An 18409-nucleotide genomic window follows, 5' to 3' on the forward strand; every position below is an offset into this window, starting at 1 on the left:
TTCTTTGAGAACCTATTTAGAAACCGGGTTTCTTCGAGAAACCCGGTTTCTGGACTTATTAACGAATAAAATTAATCTGACAAATATTAAGAGGAATAATCGGTTCAAATTCTTTTCGGTCAGAAGTAAGTAAAATTCCTTTTTCTTGATTGGCTAAAGTCAAAGCAAAACAATCAGCTAAAGAAATGCGCTTAATTAGTGCCTTATATTGGCTTACTTGTCGCCAAAACTTGCTACTTAAATCAAAGCGAGTTTTTATGTTAATATCACTTAATTCTTGAATTAGTTTTTCTGTTTCTGATTCTCCTATATCGCGATAAAAATTATAGTAAACTTCGCAAAGATTAACAACATGAATCATTTTGTTATTATTTTGATTAGTGATGGTTTCTCTGACAAGATCCGCTCCTGTTTCATTACGAACAAAAGCAATTACAGCACAAGCATCTAAAATGATATTCATCTATTACGCTCCTCCCAATCAATTTCTGCTTGTTTTTGTTGGGCAAAATCTTCACTACTGGTGGGTGCATGAGCATATTTACCTTGTAATGATTTAATTAACTGTTGTCTTTCTTCTTCTGATTTAGGTTTAATTTGAGGCAAAAAATTTTGCTCGATTAACTCTCTAATTTGCAATAATTGTTCGCCAGAAAGATTAGCTAATGATTCAATTATTTGTTGACGTATTGCTGTAGCATTCATGATTATTACTGACAATTAAGTATAAAAAGTTACTATGGTTACAATCTATCACAAAAAATGCTAATTGGCCAGCAAACCTCTAAAATTAAGCAAATAACTGCCTCGCTTTGACGTTAGCGATCGCATCTTCGCAATAACTGAGAAAACGGGTTTCTTAGAAAACGGGTTTCTTTGAGAAACCCGTTTTCTGTTAATTTTTGTTATATCCCCCTTGAAAAATTCGGGATTCTTTGCACAAAATAGTCGAAGTCATCCTTTGCGGTCAATGTCATGACTTCTACCCTGTTGCCGATTTTTCCTGCTGTTGACGATGTTTTGTTCAATTTTGCTCAATCTGATGGCTTGAGTCAAGCTAATCAGGTGAATAGTGTGAGAAATCAGCGTTTAACCGCTACCGTAGTTTTCCTCGATGCTGGTGTTAGCGATTATCAAAGTCTCCAAGCTGGGGTAATTCCAGAAGTCGCCACTGTTATTCTCTCTCCCAACGAAGACGGAATCGAACAAATATCCGCTTTTTTACAACAAAATCCCCAGATTACCACCACCACCTCTATTATTAAATCGGTGCGTTACGCTATCGCGCTTCACCCCTAAGAGTAAGCGGACAACTCAAATGAACCAACCAACCGCCAATTATGATGAACCCTGGAAAGAAGCATTAAGCGAGTATTTTGAAGCGTTTTTATGCTTCTTTTTTCCCGAAGTTCACCAAGTAATTGATTGGACAAAAATTCCCGAATCCCTAGAAAAAGAACTGAAACGTATTACCGCTTCAGCTAAGACAAAAAAACGTTTCGCAGACAAACTCTATAAAGTTTGGTTACTCAGGGGTGAAGAAGTCTGGATTTTGATTCATATTGAAATTCAAAGCCAGTACGAAGAAAATTTCCCTCAGAGGATGTATATTTATAACTATCGGGCCTTTGATTTGTATCAGAAACCGGTTATCAGTCTCGCTATATTAGGAGATGAACGAGTAAATTGGCGACCAGATTCCTATAATTATACTATCGCTGGTTGTGAAGTCAGCCTCAAATTCCCAACGGTTAAATTACTGGACTATGAGGAAAACTGGTCAGAACTAGAAACAAGTAGCAATCCCTTTGCTATAATAGTCATGGCACACCTGAAAACAAAAGCGACTACTGGGAAGCTGCCACAACGGGAACAGTGGAAGTGGAAGTTAATCAGGGGATTGTATGAAAAGGAGTTCGAGAGAGAACAGATAATTAAACTGTTTGAAATCATCGACAATATGATGACTTTATCCACTGAATTGCAGTCAAGTTTAGAAAGTAAAATCAAACAATTTGAGGAGGAAAGAACCATGCCTTTAATGAGTAATATGGAGTTACGAGGAATCGAACGCGGTAAAGAAATTGGCAAGGAAATTGGCAAGGAAATTGGAGCGTTAGAAAATGCTCGTGATTTTGTGAAAAAAGTTTTGGAAAACCGACTAGGCGATATTCCTGGAGATATTGGACAATGTCTCAATGATGCTTCAGTTATTTCGGTTTTAGAAGAGATGTTAAAAGCCGCACTTATAGTAAATTCTTTTGAGGAGTGTAGGAAGTCTTTTAGTATCATCATAAATAAGTAGTGTGGGTAATACCTACCTTACTTAGTAAACTGTTTGAAATCATCGACAATATGATGACTTTATCCCCTGAATTACAGTCAAGTTTAGAGAGTAAAATCAAACAATTTGAGGAGGAAAGAACCATGCCTTTAATGAGTAATATGGAGTTACGAGGAATAGAACGCGGTAAGGAAATTGGAGCGTTAGAAAAAAGCCGCGATGACATAAAAACAGTTTTAACTGTGCGGTTTGGACAAATTTCTTCAGAAATTGAAGAGATAATCGGCAAAATGACTAACTCGACTATCTTAGAAGAGCTACTAAAATTAGCAGCTACTGCTAATTCTCTCGCAGAATTTAAGCAGTCTTTGGCTAAAATCAATATCTAGAAAACGGGTTTCTTTGAGAACCTATTTAGAAACCGGGTTTCTTCGAGAAACCCGGTTTCTGGACTTATTAACGAATAAAATTAATCTGACAAATATTAAGAGGAATAATCGGTTCAAATTCTTTTCGGTCAGAAGTAAGTAAAATTCCTTTTTCTTGATTGGCTAAAGTCAAAGCAAAACAATCAGCTAAAGAAATGCGCTTAATTAGTGCCTTATATTGGCTTACTTGTCGCCAAAACTTGCTACTTAAATCAAAGCGAGTTTTTATGTTAATATCACTTAATTCTTGAATTAGTTTTTCTGTTTCTGATTCTCCTATATCGCGATAAAAATTATAGTAAACTTCGCAAAGATTAACAACATGAATCATTTTGTTATTATTTTGATTAGTGATGGTTTCTCTGACAAGATCCGCTCCTGTTTCATTACGAACAAAAGCAATTACAGCACAAGCATCTAAAATGATATTCATCTATTACGCTCCTCCCAATCAATTTCTGCTTGTTTTTGTTGGGCAAAATCTTCACTACTGGTGGGTGCATGAGCATATTTACCTTGTAATGATTTAATTAACTGTTGTCTTTCTTCTTCTGATTTAGGTTTAATTTGAGGCAAAAAATTTTGCTCGATTAACTCTCTAATTTGCAATAATTGTTCGCCAGAAAGATTAGCTAATGATTCAATTATTTGTTGACGTATTGCTGTAGCATTCATGATTATTACTGACAATTAAGTATAAAAAGTTACTATGGTTACAATCTATCACAAAAAATGCTAATTGGCCAGCAAACCTCTAAAATTAAGCAAATAACTGCCTCGCTTTGACGTTAGCGATCGCATCTTCGCAATAACTGAGAAAATGGGTTTCTCCTTTAAGTAAGAAACCCGGTTTCTTGTATAAATGTTAATTTTTGTTATATCCCCCTTGAAAAATTCGGGATTCTTTGCACAAAATAGTCGCATTAATCTTTTGCAGTCAGTGTCATGACTTCTACCCTTTTGCCGAGCCTTTCTGCTGTTGACGATGTTTTGTTCAATTTTGCTCAATCTGATGGCTTTGTTCAAGCTAATCAGGTGGATAGTGCGAGAAATCAGCGTTTAACCGCTACCGTAGTTTTCCTCGATGCTGGTGTTAGCGATTATCAAAGTCTCCAAGCTGGAGTAATTTCAGAAGTCGCCACCGTTATTCTCACTCCCAATCAAGACGGAATCGAACAAATATCCGCTTTTTTACAACGAAATCCCCAGATTACCACCATTCACCTGGTTTCCCATGGTGCGCCGGGATGCTTATATTTAGGGAATTGTCAACTTAATTTAACAAATATTTACGATTATCGCCAACAGTTACAGAATTGGGCGAAGATTAATCATATTCTACGGCGTTGTCAAATTGAAAGATGATCAGAATCAGCTGGGAACTGAAATCACTTTGATAGCAAGGATTGCATTGCATCTTTCATATTCTGATCTGACAACGCCAATCCTTATGAACTCTGAGATTGATATTCTCAATCTTAATTGAGATGACTATATTTGTCTTGTAGCAAGGTTTAATACGTTTCTGCCATGGATACCTACTCCCCCGCCTTACGCTCTGCTGTTGCTGATGTTCTCCAATCCCTAGGGGATTTTGCCGCTGATCCTCTCTTTGCGGAAAAGTTTAAGCTAGTTTTTGGCACGGAGATTACGCCACGACGGTTCCGTGCGTTAACGTCCCCCGGAAATCTGCCGGAAGTTGAAATCCTAGCGGATGGGATTTTAGACGGCGCGGTAGGGGCTTTTTCGGCCCAGACAGGCAAGATCTATCTGTCGGAGTCGGTGGTTAATGGGGATGCGGGGCGCTTGCGGGCGGTGTTGTTAGAGGAGATTGGGCATTATTTGGATTTGGTGGTTAACGCTCAGGATACAACCGGGGATGAGGGTGAGTTGTTTTCGGCGCTGGTGCGGGGTGTTGAGATTGGCAGTGGGGAATTGCGTCGCCTACAGACAGAGGATGATTGGGCGGTCATTACCATTGATGAGCAGTTGGTCGCAGTAGAGCAGGCGACAACTAATCTGGGTTTAAGGCAAGGATATGGCTATCGAGATGATTCCGTCACGACATCAGACTCCGGCGATATCTGGATTTTTTCGACCACCGGTCAGGGAAATAGTAATCATTACGTCCAAGTGTCCTCTACCGCAACGAACGTTGATCTGGTACTAGACCTTTATAATCACTCTACCGGCCAGCTTTTAGTTCGCGCAGACGATTATGGCTCAAATTATAATTTAGAGGGCATTTCCCTTGCAGATCTTCCTGCTGGAACCTATTCTGCTGTTGTTTATAACTATTACGGTGCTAACATTGGTTGGCCAGGCTCGGCTGGCTACCGACTAGAGATTAATGCGCCCCAGTCGGATTTGTGGCCTGTACCGTTGGAGTTGATTATTTCCACGACGCCGGGGAACTCGACCCAAGCCACCCAGATCACCTCGACTAATACTCTCTATATCGACGGCGCTTGGCAGAATATCGGCAGTGGCAGTACGGTATCGGGCTTTTGGAGCCGTTTACTTCTGAATGGAACCCAGATTGCTTCTTGGAATAACCTTGCGTTTAGCGCTGGCGACTTTGACTACTTCACCGACTTCGCTCTTGGCCCTCTAGCACCGGGCAACTATACCCTGACCTTACAGGTTGACTCTACCAATGCGGTTTTTGAGAGTGACGAGTCGAATAACACATATTCTCGCACGTTTACAGTCACAGCACCGAGTATTCCTCAAGATGGATACGAATCCAATAACACCCTCGCGACGGCAAGAAATCTCGGAACCCTGAGCGGATTAAGCGCCCTGCAAAATCTGACCATTCACAGTTCTACAGATACCGACTTTTTCCGCTTTACCACGGCGGGAACCTCCACCGATGAACACTATATCGCCGCTTTCTTTAATGGCGCTCAGGGGATTATTGATCTTAATTTCTTTGACAGCGCCGGTAACTTTCTGTTCTATGCTCTGGGAGAAGGGTCTGGCTACAACTATGTTCCCCTAGGCGGTTTACCGGCGGGGACCTACGTTGTCCAGTTGGGGAGTTATGCTGGGCAGACCAGTCCTGGTTATTTACTGGAATTTAATCTGCCAGTGGCTTTTACGACTACAGGTGATCGCCTAGAAACCAGTGGCAATTCTAATAGACCTCTCCATAATTTAATTAAATCACAATATATAGGATATAATAAAACAAATAGTAACTCAAAAAAGCCATGAAAAACTACACTTGGGAATACATTCAAAAATATCCGAAACAAACTAAAAGACTATTAGGAATTGACTACCAACAACTAGAACAACTGATGGCACTTGGAAAACTTATACATCGGAAAAACCAATCAGAAATCGAAAAAACCAAAATTAGGATTAATCAACCAGGAAGCGGAACACCTCCTAAATTATCAGAAGAGGAACAAATTGTTCTAATGTTGGTTTATTTAAGACATCATCTAAGCTTTCAAATCTTAGGACTAATATTTCAAGTGAGTGAATCAACGGCTCATAATATCTTTACCTATTGGCAAAAACTTTTTGAAGGAGAGTTACCGCCAAGTTTGTTAGAACAAATAAAGAAGTGCCAAGAAGAGGAAATAATAATTGAACAATTAAGGGATTATGAGTTGATTGTCGATAGCGCAGAACAGCCCGTGGAGAGGCCGACCGATTATCAAGAACAAAAAATATATTATTCGGGAAAGCAAAAAAGACATACTTTAAAAAGTCAATTTATTGTCTTGCCAAAAGCTGAAGATATTGTTGATGTAGTTATTGGTCAACCTGGTCCGACGAGCGACATAAAAATCTGTCGGCAAACTTTAAGCAAATTCGATTCTCAACAAACTTTTATTGGAGATAAAGCTTACCTAGGAGAAAATCAAATCAGAACTCCTGATAAAAAACCTAAGAATGGAGAATTAACCGAGAATCAAATTAAAGAAAATAAAGTTTTATCATCTCGGCGAATTTTTGTTGAGCATTTAATTCGAGTTGTCAAAGTATTTAAAGTAGTTCAAGAAAGATTTAGATTAAATAAAAGTCGATATAAATCGGTTTTACTGACCGTTTGTGGCTTAGTAAGGTTGAGAATTAGTGCGCTAATTTTAGAAGTAATAGAAGGGGAGCAATCAGGGGAAGTAATTGACGTTATAATTAGCCATAGTTTTCCGTCAAAATTGGATTTTGTCTCTTCAAACCCTGATTAATCGGTTTTGAGAGCTAATTTTGACTCTTGGTCTAATCTGCCTCTCTTCCTTGCTGTGACTGACTTATAAATTTTTGGAGAGGTCTAATAATTTTGGAACAACGCCAACGTCCTTGGGAACCGTTGCGGGCTTTAAGCGGGAAAATGATCTGTCTATCCATACCCCCACGGATCAGGATTGGTTTTCTTTTACGATTACAGGGCAGACTAACAATAATCATTACATCGCCATTGATTTTAATAACACCCAGGGGAATTTAGATTTAGCCCTCTATGATAACCAAGGTCGTCTGATTACCTACGAGGCCAATAACACCGACGGGGAGTATATATCCCTCTGGGGACTGCCCCAAGGTACCTACCGAGCGGCGGTTTACAGTTGGCTTGGGCAAACGAATGAATATGATTTAATTATCAACGCGCCCGGAACGACTTCGGGGATTCAGAGCGACAGCTTTGAAAGCAATAACACCCGAAGCGCCGCTAAGGCCTTAAAGAATTTTGGTTGGAGTTCTGAGAGCGGCTACAAAGAGTGGAATAATCTTTCCATCCACACGGCCAGCGATGAGGATTGGTTTAGTTTTGACCTCAAGCAAACCGGTGTCGAGGGGCATTTTGTCGGCATTGCGCTGGATAATATCCAAGGGGATTTGGATATTGAGCTTTACAACAGCGCCGGTAACAAAATTGGGGAATCCAAGGGAACCCGTAATTTTGAGTCTATCAGTCTAGCGGGCCGGGGAACGGGTACTTATTTTGTGCGGGTGTTAGGTTTTAATAGTGCCGTCAATCCCAATTATTCCCTAGTCGTCAATACCCCTGGGGATGATATTTTTGAAGCCAATAATACGCGGGCAGTGGCGAAGGATTTAAGCAATCTCCGCACGTCTCCCCTCAAAACCTGGCAAAATCTGTCTATTACCGCCGGTGATAATGATTGGTTTAAGTTCAATTTACCGAGTCGGGGAACGGCTAATGATTTTGTCAGCGTTACCTTCGATCACAGTTTGGGGGATGTTGACCTAGAGCTTTATAACAGTAGCGGTACCCGTATCCTCAGTTCGGCAGGAACGTCTAATAGCGAGCGTATTTCCCTGGAGGGGCAGACTAGCGGCGATTACTTTGTGCGGGTGTTGGGTTATAACAACGCCACTAACCCCAACTACGACCTCACCATTAGCGCACCTTTAGCCAACGGGGCGGATAGCTTTGAGTCGAATAATAGTTTTTCGACGGCCTATAACCTGAATAATCAAATTGCGCCCTCCCAACAGGGGCGGCAGGTGGTCACCTTGGGGACTGATCCCGAGGAGTTTCTCTCGATTCACAACGGTAGTGATGTGGATTGGTTTAAGTTCACGATCGCCGGCGCCGGTCAGCAGGGACATTATGCGGCCATTAGTTTTGACCACACCCTGGGGGATCTAGATCTACAGCTTTACAATAGCTCTAACACCCTACTCAAAACCTCGGAGGGGGTCGCCAACGCCCATTCGGTGGACTTAAAGGGATTGAGTGCCGGGACTTATTATTTGCGGGTTTATGGTCACAATGGGGAGGTCAATCCGAGCTATACCTTGACAGTGGACGCGCCCTTTGCTGGGGTAACGGCGGACTGGGGGGAAGGCTCCGATAATAACAACGCGATCAGTCGGGCGACCAACTTGGGCAAGCTTGACCGTCAGTTTAATCGGGACAATTTATCGATTACCGCCAACGACACGGACTGGTTCCGCTTCGAGATTGACGCTAAGGGCGGGGTATCTGACGCGGCGGGTATTACTTTCAACCACCAGCAGGGGGATTTGGACATTGAGCTTTACGCTTCTGATGGGACGACCCTTCTGGATTCTTCCCAGGGAGTAGGGAACACGGAGAGCATTTCCCTCAATGGCCGCAACGCGGAGGTCTATTTCCTCAAGGTCTATGGCTATGGCGGGGCGACAAATTCAGAATATAGTGTGGCCATCAGCGCCCCGGTGAATGCGGCGGGGGATTGGGCGGATCGGCTGGCGGCCAATAACACGGCGGCGACGGCGCGGGATCTGAGGACGGTGCAGGGTTTACAAACGTGGGAGCCGTTCTCGATTCACACGGCGACGGATGTGGATTGGTTTAAGTTCACGACTTTGGCGACGGCCAGCGCCACGGATTATCTACAAATTGACTTTGACCATACCCTGGGGGATTTGGAGCTTGAGCTTTACGCTGCCAATGGCACGACTCTGTTAGGCAAGTCGGAAACCACCAATAATTTTGAGCGCTTGAATTTGGTTAACACCAGTAATCAACCCCTAGGGGCGGGAACTTATCTGGTGAAGGTGACGGGTTATAACGGCGCGATTAATCCCAGTTATCAGCTTTCCCTCAACGCGCCCGATCCTAGTGTCAGTAAGGCGGATTGGGCGGAGGCGAATAATACCCGCGCCACGGCGACGGATCTTCAGACAATTGACGGGTCTCGTCTGTTTTCGGGGCTATCCATCCATCAGGGCGGCGATGAGGATTGGTTTAAGTTTACGACCATTGGTACGGGTCTTGCGGGTCAGGAGGTGAGCATCGCCTTCGATCACCAGTTGGGGAATCTTCAGTTGCAACTCTACCGGGAAGGTCAATCCACGCCGGTGTTAACCTCTGACACCCAGGGCGATCGGGAGTCGGTGTCTTTGGCTGGGTTAGCGGCGGGAACCTATGTGGTGCGGGTTTACGGGGCCACCGGTTCGGTGACGAATCCGGAGTATTCCCTCTCGATCAACGCGCCCCAAACCCCGGAGGCGGATTGGCTGGATAAGCGTAGTCAGCCGAACAATACCCTAACGCTGGCCTATGATCTGCGGAATATTGACGGTAGTGTGGCCCTCAGCGGCCTCTCGATTCACACCACGACGGATGAGGATTGGTTTAAGGTACAGGTCAAGCAACGCACCGCCGCTAATCAGTTTGTCAACCTTGATTTTAATCACCAAGAGGGGGATCTGCGCCTCGAACTCTTTAACGCATCGGGGACTAAATTAAGGGAGTCCAATACCGATAAAAACTCGGAGCAGGTTTCCCTTGCGAACCTCGACCCCGGCGCTTACTACGTCAAAGTGTCCGGCGCCGTCAATCCCAACTACAGCCTCACGGTGCAGGGGATTCCTGACTTGGTAGCCGACGCTTTGGAAGGCGCGACCAATGGCCCGAAGGATGCTTATCAGTTGCGGGATTTGGCGGTTAGCGGTGGGAAAAACCTATTTCCAACCCCTACATACACCTATACGAGTCCCTACACCGGTAGGACGCAAACTTTTTATAGCGAAGCAGCTTGGACTGCCGCAATGATTACAGATAGAGATTATCACGAAGGATTATCCCGAAATCAAAAACGAGTAGAACAAAGACGGACATCCTCCGTACAAGCTTCTCCCCAAAGTAGCCGTACACCCCAACAAAGCTCTTCCCCCCGAACGGTAACACTTTCCCGCGATGAAGTGGGGATACTCGTTCAACTGGCCAGCCGAACTAATAATCCTCGTGCTTCTATACTTAGGTGGCTAAATATAGAGTCTCTGAATCAAATAAAAATAAAATCTTTAGGACAAAATCTAACAAGCATCCCCGATCTTTCCATCGACACCGCCACTGATCAAGACTGGTTCAGATTCACATTATCGGGTCAAGGGCAAGACGGACAATATGTCGGTTTAAACTTCGATAACTCTTTAGGAAACTTACAACTCGAACTCTTTGAAGTCTTTAACACCGACACCAATACCACCGAGAGCCAATACCGAACCTTCCTAGTCGATCGCACTGGGGGCAACAGTGGCAATCAACAGATCAACCTCGCCGGATTAGCCAAAGGGGATTACCTAGTACGAGTCAGTGGCGTTAACGGTGCGACCAACCCGAACTATAACGTGGTCTTTAACGCTCCCCCTGTTCTAGACACCGCCGGGGATTGGACAGAAGCCACCACCGACAACACCGCCAGCAAACCCTACGACCTCAAAACCGTCGAAGGCGTAACCTCCCTCAGCGCCCTCTCCATCCACACCGCCAGCGATCGAGACTGGTTCCAATTCAAAACCACCAGCGTCGGCAAAGCCGGTCATAACCTCCGCATCGACTTCAACCACGCCCTCGGCGACCTCGATCTCGTCCTCTATAACCAAGACGGCACCACTGTGCAGGGACGATCCGAAACCACCGAAAACTACGAAGAAATTAGCCTCGACGGCCTCGCCGCCGGTACTTATCAAGTCCAAGTCCTCGGCTACCAAAACGCCACCAACCCCAACTACACCCTCACCCTCAGCGCCCCCAACGGCACTCAAACCCCCATCCTCTCCGACTACCTCGAAACCAACAACAGCGCCGCCACCGCCACCGACCTCGATCGCATCAGTAACCTCCGTAGTATCCCTGGACTCACCATCCATCAAGGAGACAACGACTGGTTTAAATTCACCACCACCCAAACCAGCACCGCCGCCAACTTCCTCAGCGTCGAATTTGAACACGCCCAGGGCGACCTACAACTAGAACTCTATCGGGCCAGCAACCTGACCACCCCCTACAAAACCGCCAACCTCTCCAGCGCCACCAATAACCGAGAAACCCTTTCCCTCGCCGGAGAAATCGCCGGCACCTACTACGCGCGGGTCATCGGCAACAGCAACGCCACCAACAACTACCAGTTCTACATCGACGCGCCCACCAACGCCGCCAACACCAAAAACGAATGGACGATCTTCGTCTATATGACCGGCAGTGACCTCGCTGAATCCGCCTTCAACGACATCAACGAGATGGAACTGGCCGCCGCCTCCCTGCCCAGTAACGTCAAAATCGCCGTCTTCTGGGATCAAACCGCCAACCGACCCTACGCCACCGCCAATCAAACCGCTTGGGGAACCGCCGGCTGGGCCATTCTCCAACCCGACACCGATTTAGAGCGCGTCGCCACCCCCTTCACCCTCCTAGACGAGAAAAACTCCGGCGATCCCGCTACCCTGACGGAATTTATCAACCTCGCCAAATCCGCCGCCCCGGCCAATAACTACGGACTGATCCTGTGGAACCACGGCAACGGCGAACTCGGAGGCTTTAACGTCGATAACGAAGGCACCTCCGCCAATACCGGTGCCGATCGCCTCTACAGTACCGAACTCGACACCGCCCTCCAAAACGTCAAAAACGCCGATCCCAGCTTCTCCCTCAAACTGTTGGCTTTTGATGCCTGTTTAATGGCTATGGCGGAAGTTGCCTATATGGTACGCAACCACGCCGAAATTTTTGTCGCCTCTCAGGAAGCCGCCGAAGACACCGGCTACGACTACACCACCGCCTTCGCCGCCCTGATCAATAACCCCGGCGAAGTCAAAGCCATCGATCTGGCCAATAGCCTCATCGCCAGCTACCAACAACAACACCAAGGCGACCGTCGGGGTTGGGATACCCTCTCCGCCACCAGCACCTCTGCCCTCAACACCCTCGTCACCAGCGTCAAAACCTTTACCGACGCCGCCGTCGCCCTCACCAGTAATGCCACTTGGGACGCGATCAAAGATGCCCGCGATTTCGCCAACAGCTTCTACCCCGCCCCCTACTACCGGGATTTAGGTCAGTTCCTCCAAGCCGTCGCCACCAGCGCCAACAGCAATCTTCCCGCCAATCTCAAAACCGCCGCCAATAACGCCCTCACCGCCCTGCGTAACCTAGTGGTGGATAAAACCGCCGACCAACGCAACGTTCAGGGTCTCTCGGTCTATTTTCCCGACAGCGGGGCGATCGATGCCGGTTACCTCGGCCGCAACTCGCAATTCCTCAACGCCACCGGCTGGACAAATTTCCTCAACGCCTTTACCACCCGCGGCAGTAGCACCCGCAACCCCCTCCTACAGGATTGGGCCGAAGGCAACGACGTGGCCGCCCGCGCCTTTAACCTCAACACCTTAACCGGTAGCGGCCATCGCTTTACGAACCTCAGCCTTCCCAACGCCGCCGATCAAGACTATTACCGCTTTAACCTTTCCCAAGCCGGTGCCACCAGCAACACCCTCACTGTTTCCTTCACCCCCCAAAGCGGCCAAAGCCTAGCGGTTTCCCTCTTCGACCCCGATAACCGGACCACGGCGCTGAAAACCGCCACCGCCAGCAACGGGCAAGCCAGCTTTAACCTATCGGGATTAGCGGCCAATAAAGAATATCTATTACTGGTCAACAGTCCCACGACGACCGGCCAACCCATTCCCAACTACACCCTCGCCATTAACGCCCCCGGTGCTGTCCAAAACAGCAACGATTGGGCCAGGGGCAATAATACCGCCGCCAAAGCGGTCGATCTCGGCACTATCATTCAAAACAACTGGTTTACCGGCTTACAAGTCGATTCCACCACTCCCGATTGGTTTAAATTCAACCTGCCCAAGGTGAGTCAACTGGTTCCCCTATCCGTCACTGTTCACATTGCTGGCAATGCTACCGCCACCGCCCAACTGTTTGACCCCAGTAACCTCAATACCCCCCTGGCTACCCAAACTGGCGCTGGTTCCCTGCAACTCACCACCCCGACTCCAGAACCCGGTAAGGTCTATCAACTTCGAGTTAGTCAACCCTCCGGCCAACTGGCGATCGCATACTCCATCGCCATTGAACCCGTCCTAGTGGCGTTGCCGACAGGGACTACCCTAGCAATTTCTGCCACCAGTGCCAGTCAAACCGAGGGCAACAGTGGCAGCAAGGCCTTTACCTTCACCGTCACTCGTGCGGATAACACCACCGGAAGCAATAACGTCAACTGGGCAGTTACCGGCACTGGCACTTTTCCCGCTAACGCTGCCGATTTTGTCGGAGGAGTGTTACCCAGTGGGGTAGTGAGTTTTGCCCCGGGAGAAACCAGTAAGGTAATTACTGTTGACGTTCAGGGAGATACAACGGTAGAACTGAACGAAAACTTTACCGTCACCCTCTCCAATGCCACCAACGGCGCTACCATTACCACTGCTACTGCCACTGGAGCCATTCAAAATGATGATACCAGTGTCACCCCAATCGAAGCTTTTGGTAACACCAAATTAGTCCAAGACACAACTAATAACCTCTACGCACAAATTGGCAATAATAACCCCATCGCCATCAAAAATGGTGCCACTCAGATTACCACAAATATCTACCCTGGTTGGCAAACTCTAGCAGCAGAAACCGTCAACGGAGTCAATCAAATTTTATGGAAATATAACGATGGTAATTATCTCCACTTGTGGAGTTTAGATAGTAACTGGAATTGGCAATCTTCAAGCGGATGGTGGGGATTAAACTCAACTGAAGCTTTTACCCAAGAAACCAACTTCCAACAAGACTTTAACGGTGATGGAATCATTGGTTCACCCTACACCACAATTGAAGCTTTTGGTAACACCAAATTAGTCCAAGACACAACTAACAAACTTTACACCCAAATTGGCAATAATAACCCCACTGCTATTAAAAATGGAGGGACTCAGATTACCACAAATATCTACCCTGGTTGGCAAACTCTAGCAGCAGAAACCGTCAACGGAGTCAATCAAATTTTATGGAAATATAACGATAGTAATCATCTCCACTTGTGGACTTTAGATAGTAACTGGAATTGGCAATCTTCCACCGGATGGTGGGGATTAAACTCCCCAGAAGCATTCACCCAAGAAACCAACTTCCAACAAGACTTTAACGGTGATGGAATCATTGGTTCACCCTACACCCCAATCGAAACCTTTGGTAACACCAAATTAGTCCAAGACGCGACTAATAACCTCTATGCTCAAATTGGCGATAATAACCCCACTGCTATTAAAAATGGAGGGACTCAGATTACCACAAATATCTACCCTGGTTGGCAAACTCTAGCAGCAGAAACCGTCAACGGAGTCAATCAAATTTTATGGAAATATAACGATAGTAATCATCTCCACTTGTGGAGTTTAGATAGTAACTGGAATTGGCAATCTTCAAGCGGATGGTGGGGATTAAACTCATCGGAAGCTTTTACTCAAGAAACCAACTTTCAACAAGACTTTAACGGTGATGGAATCATTGGTTCACCCTACACCCCAATCGAAACCTTTGGTAACACCAAATTAGTCCAAGACGCGACTAATAACCTCTACGCACAAATTGGCAATAACAACCCCACTGCTATTAAAAATGGGGGGACTCAGATTACCACAAATATCTACCCTGGTTGGCAAACCTTAGCAGCAGAAACCGTCAACGGAGTCAATCAAATTTTATGGAAATATAACGATAGTAATCATCTCCACTTGTGGACTTTAGATAGTAACTGGAATTGGCAATCTTCAAACGGATGGTGGGGATTAAACTCATCGGAAGCATTCACCCAAGAAACCAACTTCCAACAAGACTTTAATGGTGATAATCAGATTGGTAATCCCTCCCTAGGTATTCTAGCGGTTTCTGCTAACGTCCCAGAACCGATTATCGGGTCATCAAACGATGATATTCTCACCGGTACTCTGGACAATGATATTCTAGTTGGTGACTTAGGTAACGATAGCCTCAATGGTGCTGCTGGAATCGATACTTTAACCGGTGGGGTGGGGACAGACATCTTCATCTTCCAGTTTAGTCAGTCCACCTCGACAGCCCTAGACCGAGTTACGGATTTTGCTATTGGTACTGATAAAATTGACCTGCTTAGTCAATCTGGTGCGGCAATTAATGCCCCGGTCGCTTTTACCCGGGCAACAGATAGTACCACGACCAATATTAACACCATGGTTACTAACGTCTTTACCGATGCTAATGGGGCAACAGCCGGAAATCAAGCTCTCGGAATTAACAGTGCTGTTTTAGTGCGGGACAATAGTTCTTCTACTTACCTAATTATCAACGACGGTACGGCGGGTTTCCAAAGTGCTAATGATTTGGTGATTAATCTCACCGGGTTAACGGGTACTTTACCGGCGCTCGGCACTATTGCGGTCAATAGTTTCTTTGTCTAAATTGATGGGGGGATTAATTCTCCCCTTTTAATTGTCTTTGATGATGAAAGTGAGGTAATCGTGCAATGGATACCCGATTAAAATATCAAGGTATTATTAAGACTGTTCTCCAGAATCATGCTAACTATCGTACTACTTTACCTGATGGCTACACTTCTCAGGTTATATTTGATGATGAACGAGGACATTATCTAGTTTTAGATTTCGGTTGGAGTGGTAATAAGTATCTCCATGCAACGCCAATTCACCTTAGCTTGGTTGTCGATAAAGTCTGGATTCAATGTGATGAAACGGAGGAAGGTATAGCTACTGATTTGATGGAGGCAGGTATTTCCAAAGAAGATATAGTCCTGGGTTTTCGTTATCCTAAAGTACGCAAATATACGCGATTTGCTGTGGCTTAGTGACCAAAAATGTTGAATCTATACATAAAACTTTATACACAAGCTTAAATTACAAAAGTGTTTTATACAAACTCAATTATAAACAAAGTAATGCAATTGATAATTTAATTGACATTATCGTACTTTTAACCCTGAAATATATGATAGCGATGATAGTTTAAAAAATCCAAATCTGGTGAAAAGCGAGCGGGAACATTTAAAGTTTTACCGCGATAGTTGATAAAATTTAGTGCTAACGTCTCGCTACCTTGATCCTGAGCCTTTTTTTCGATCTCATGGCCAATAATTAATCTTAAATCCTCATCGAAACTAATTAAACCTCGATCGAAAGCAGTATCATGAGTACGAGCTAGGCACAGGCCATTATGAGGGTTTAAACGCTGTTCGGGAAATTGACTCCAGGGTAATATATGACTAGCTGTTAGTAACAGAGGAATGGGATTTCCTGTAATACAGCAACGATAGTTATATAGGGCTAAAATTGTCTTTCTAAAAAAGTTTTGTCCGATTCTAACTTTTCTGATTGCCTCGTTTTCTGTTTTGATATTTTCCGAAAAATCAAGTCTAGTAAAATCCTCTTGCTGTTCGTTGATAACTCCTAAAAGAACTTGTAATTTTTCCTCACTTTCTAGGGCTAATTCTGTCCAGTTATCCTCGAACTCCTGCCAGATTTGTCGATCAGCTTTACTGATACCTTTTAACCCCTGTACTCCTCGCAATTGATGCCTGGGATCGAGAGAACCAAAATTACATAATTTCATCACCAGGGCCGATGGTGTTCGCTGTAACTTTTGAGCGACTTCGATAATAACAGGATTATTGGTGTGGAATTGTCCATAGGGAAATTTATAGTATAAATTGAGAGCGATCAGCAGCTCATCCCTTGTCCATAAATTCTTAGTCATAACCCCTAAAAAATACCACCATCAGCCCTCAAATTACTGCTCAAATCAAATCGGGAAAAACTTCGCGCACTGCTGGATGAATTAAGCGATGATTGGCGACATTTAACCCCTTAGCGAGGGAAACATCTTGATCCAAGGCTTTTAACCCATGGTCGGCTAATTTAATAACGTAGGGTAGGGTACTATTATTTAAAGCTTGGGTTGCCGTCCAGGGTACTGCTCCAGGCATATTAGGCACTCCATAATGTACTACTCCCGACTCCAAGTAAGTCGGTTGACTGTGGGAAGTGGCCCGCAGGGTTTCCACGCAGCCGCCTTGGTCCACTGCCACATCGACAATTACAGAACCAGGGTTCATTTTGGCGACTAAAGAGCGATAAACCAGCGTCGGCGCTCGTTTTCCTAAGACTAGCACTGCCCCAATCAATAAATCGGCCCTAGGAACCACATTTTCTAATTGTGCCGAGCTGCTATAAAGCAATTCTACCCGCGAACCGAATAAAGTCTCTAAATAGGCCAAGCGCTCGACGTTAATATCTAAAATAGTTACTTTTGCCCCCATACCGATGGCAATTCTGGCCGCTTCCGTACCCACCACACCACCGCCAAGGATAACCACTTGTCCAGGACTCACCCCGGGGAAACCCCCCAGTAAAACTCCCCTACCTCCCTGTTGTTTTTCCAGATAGCGGGCCCCAAATTGCACCGAAAGACGACCGGCAATAACACTCATGGGAGTTAAGAGAGGCAAACGACCATCGGCAAGCTCGACCGTTTCATAGGCGATCGCAGTTGTTCCCGACTCGATTAATGCTTCCGTTAAATAGCGCTCGGCCGCTAGGTGTAAATAGGTGAATAGGAGAGCTTCCTTGTTTAAAAAGCCGTATTCTGCCTTAAGCGGCTCTTTTACCTTGACAACTAGCGGTTTATCCCAAACTTGGGCCGCTTTTTCCACAATTTTGGCCCCAGCTTTTTGGTAATCCTCATCGCTGAATCCAGCACCCAATCCGGCGGCCGTTTCCACAAATACCCTGTGACCGCGATCATTGAGTACACGCACACTACTAGGACTTAAACCGACGCGAAACTCTTGATCTTTAATCTCTTTGGGAACACCTATTTCCATAGTTTGCTTCTGGGGGACTATTTCTAACTACTTTAGCCTGTTAGTCCTAGTCTGCCAGTTATCAGGCATAC

The 18409-nt window shown here is 45.4% G+C and carries 13 protein-coding genes and 1 pseudogene; 8 read left to right on the forward strand and 6 right to left on the reverse strand.

Annotated features, from left to right (window positions below):
- Window positions 1-58 precede the first annotated feature (58 nt).
- Both myaer_RS06775 and myaer_RS06780 read right to left on the reverse strand, forming a co-directional pair.
- Window positions 59-463, reverse strand: a complete 405-nt coding sequence (locus tag myaer_RS06775) for a type II toxin-antitoxin system VapC family toxin (RefSeq protein WP_002778866.1) — start codon at window positions 461-463, stop codon at window positions 59-61.
- On the reverse strand, window positions 460-705 hold the full coding sequence (locus tag myaer_RS06780; RefSeq protein WP_002747004.1) for a hypothetical protein: 246 nt from the start codon (window positions 703-705) through the stop codon (window positions 460-462). Before myaer_RS06780 ends, myaer_RS06775 begins: the two co-directional genes overlap by 4 nt.
- 270 nt (window positions 706-975) lie before the next feature.
- Between myaer_RS06780 and myaer_RS06785 the strand changes: the two genes are divergently transcribed.
- The 3 genes and pseudogenes from myaer_RS06785 to myaer_RS06795 form a co-directional block, all read left to right on the forward strand.
- Window positions 976-1299: a DUF4347 domain-containing protein gene (locus tag myaer_RS06785; protein WP_046661521.1), complete on the forward strand. Its 324-nt coding sequence runs from the start codon at window positions 976-978 to the stop codon at window positions 1297-1299.
- Window positions 1300-1318: 19 nt separating this feature from the next.
- A complete protein-coding gene (locus tag myaer_RS06790; protein WP_046661522.1) occupies window positions 1319-2305 on the forward strand; it encodes an Rpn family recombination-promoting nuclease/putative transposase in 987 nt (328 codons plus the stop codon).
- 26 nt (window positions 2306-2331) lie between these two features.
- Window positions 2332-2673: pseudogene (locus tag myaer_RS06795) on the forward strand (hypothetical protein); the annotation flags it as partial.
- 67 nt (window positions 2674-2740) lie between these two features.
- Here myaer_RS06795 and myaer_RS06800 read toward each other — a convergent pair.
- Window positions 2741-3145 (reverse strand): type II toxin-antitoxin system VapC family toxin, encoded by a 405-nt coding sequence (locus myaer_RS06800; protein WP_002778866.1) that lies wholly within the window; start codon window positions 3143-3145, stop codon window positions 2741-2743.
- A complete protein-coding gene (locus myaer_RS06805) occupies window positions 3142-3387 on the reverse strand; it encodes a hypothetical protein (RefSeq protein WP_002747004.1) in 246 nt (81 codons plus the stop codon). Before myaer_RS06805 ends, myaer_RS06800 begins: the two co-directional genes overlap by 4 nt.
- Window positions 3388-3657: 270 nt before the next feature.
- Here myaer_RS06805 and myaer_RS06815 point away from each other — a divergent pair, with 270 nt between their 5' ends.
- The 5 genes from myaer_RS06815 (at window position 3658) to myaer_RS06835 (ending at window position 16307) form a co-directional block, all read left to right on the forward strand.
- Window positions 3658-4077 (forward strand): DUF4347 domain-containing protein, encoded by a 420-nt coding sequence (locus tag myaer_RS06815; protein WP_071846425.1) that lies wholly within the window; start codon window positions 3658-3660, stop codon window positions 4075-4077.
- 165 nt (window positions 4078-4242) lie between these two features.
- Window positions 4243-5931, forward strand: coding sequence for a CARDB domain-containing protein (locus myaer_RS06820; protein ID WP_046661524.1), 1689 nt, complete (start codon window positions 4243-4245; stop codon window positions 5929-5931).
- Window positions 5928-6917 (forward strand): transposase family protein, encoded by a 990-nt coding sequence (locus myaer_RS06825; RefSeq protein ID WP_046660511.1) that lies wholly within the window; start codon window positions 5928-5930, stop codon window positions 6915-6917. Before myaer_RS06820 ends, myaer_RS06825 begins: the two co-directional genes overlap by 4 nt.
- Window positions 6918-6990: 73 nt before the next feature.
- Window positions 6991-15903, forward strand: coding sequence for a pre-peptidase C-terminal domain-containing protein (locus tag myaer_RS21915; RefSeq protein ID WP_080949718.1), 8913 nt, complete (start codon window positions 6991-6993; stop codon window positions 15901-15903).
- A 65-nt stretch (window positions 15904-15968) separates the two neighbouring features.
- Window positions 15969-16307: a XisI protein gene (locus tag myaer_RS06835; protein WP_046661527.1), complete on the forward strand. Its 339-nt coding sequence runs from the start codon at window positions 15969-15971 to the stop codon at window positions 16305-16307.
- Between the two features lie 125 nt (window positions 16308-16432).
- Here the strand turns inward: myaer_RS06835 and myaer_RS06840 are convergent, their stop codons facing one another.
- Both myaer_RS06840 and ald read right to left on the reverse strand, forming a co-directional pair.
- Complete coding sequence (locus tag myaer_RS06840) at window positions 16433-17212, reverse strand: HNH endonuclease (protein WP_046661529.1); 780 nt, start codon at window positions 17210-17212, stop codon at window positions 16433-16435.
- 40 nt (window positions 17213-17252) lie between these two features.
- Complete coding sequence (ald, locus tag myaer_RS06845; RefSeq protein ID WP_046661530.1) at window positions 17253-18338, reverse strand: alanine dehydrogenase; 1086 nt, start codon at window positions 18336-18338, stop codon at window positions 17253-17255.
- Window positions 18339-18409: the final 71 nt, after the last annotated feature.

This window comes from Microcystis aeruginosa NIES-2549, from assembly GCF_000981785.2.
Classification (GTDB): Bacteria; Cyanobacteriota; Cyanobacteriia; order Cyanobacteriales; family Microcystaceae; genus Microcystis; species Microcystis aeruginosa_C.

Coding starts and splice junctions, on each gene's coding strand:
- myaer_RS06775 (WP_002778866.1), bottom strand. CDS start 463: ATGAATATCATTTTAGATGCTTGTGCTGTAATTGCTTTTGTTCGTAAT.
- myaer_RS06780 (WP_002747004.1), bottom strand. CDS start 705: ATGAATGCTACAGCAATACGTCAACAAATAATTGAATCATTAGCTAAT.
- myaer_RS06785 (WP_046661521.1), top strand. CDS start 976: ATGACTTCTACCCTGTTGCCGATTTTTCCTGCTGTTGACGATGTTTTG.
- myaer_RS06790 (WP_046661522.1), top strand. CDS start 1,319: ATGAACCAACCAACCGCCAATTATGATGAACCCTGGAAAGAAGCATTA.
- myaer_RS06800 (WP_002778866.1), bottom strand. CDS start 3,145: ATGAATATCATTTTAGATGCTTGTGCTGTAATTGCTTTTGTTCGTAAT.
- myaer_RS06805 (WP_002747004.1), bottom strand. CDS start 3,387: ATGAATGCTACAGCAATACGTCAACAAATAATTGAATCATTAGCTAAT.
- myaer_RS06815 (WP_071846425.1), top strand. CDS start 3,658: ATGACTTCTACCCTTTTGCCGAGCCTTTCTGCTGTTGACGATGTTTTG.
- myaer_RS06820 (WP_046661524.1), top strand. CDS start 4,243: ATGGATACCTACTCCCCCGCCTTACGCTCTGCTGTTGCTGATGTTCTC.
- myaer_RS06825 (WP_046660511.1), top strand. CDS start 5,928: ATGAAAAACTACACTTGGGAATACATTCAAAAATATCCGAAACAAACT.
- myaer_RS06835 (WP_046661527.1), top strand. CDS start 15,969: ATGGATACCCGATTAAAATATCAAGGTATTATTAAGACTGTTCTCCAG.
- myaer_RS06840 (WP_046661529.1), bottom strand. CDS start 17,212: ATGACTAAGAATTTATGGACAAGGGATGAGCTGCTGATCGCTCTCAAT.
- ald (WP_046661530.1), bottom strand. CDS start 18,338: ATGGAAATAGGTGTTCCCAAAGAGATTAAAGATCAAGAGTTTCGCGTC.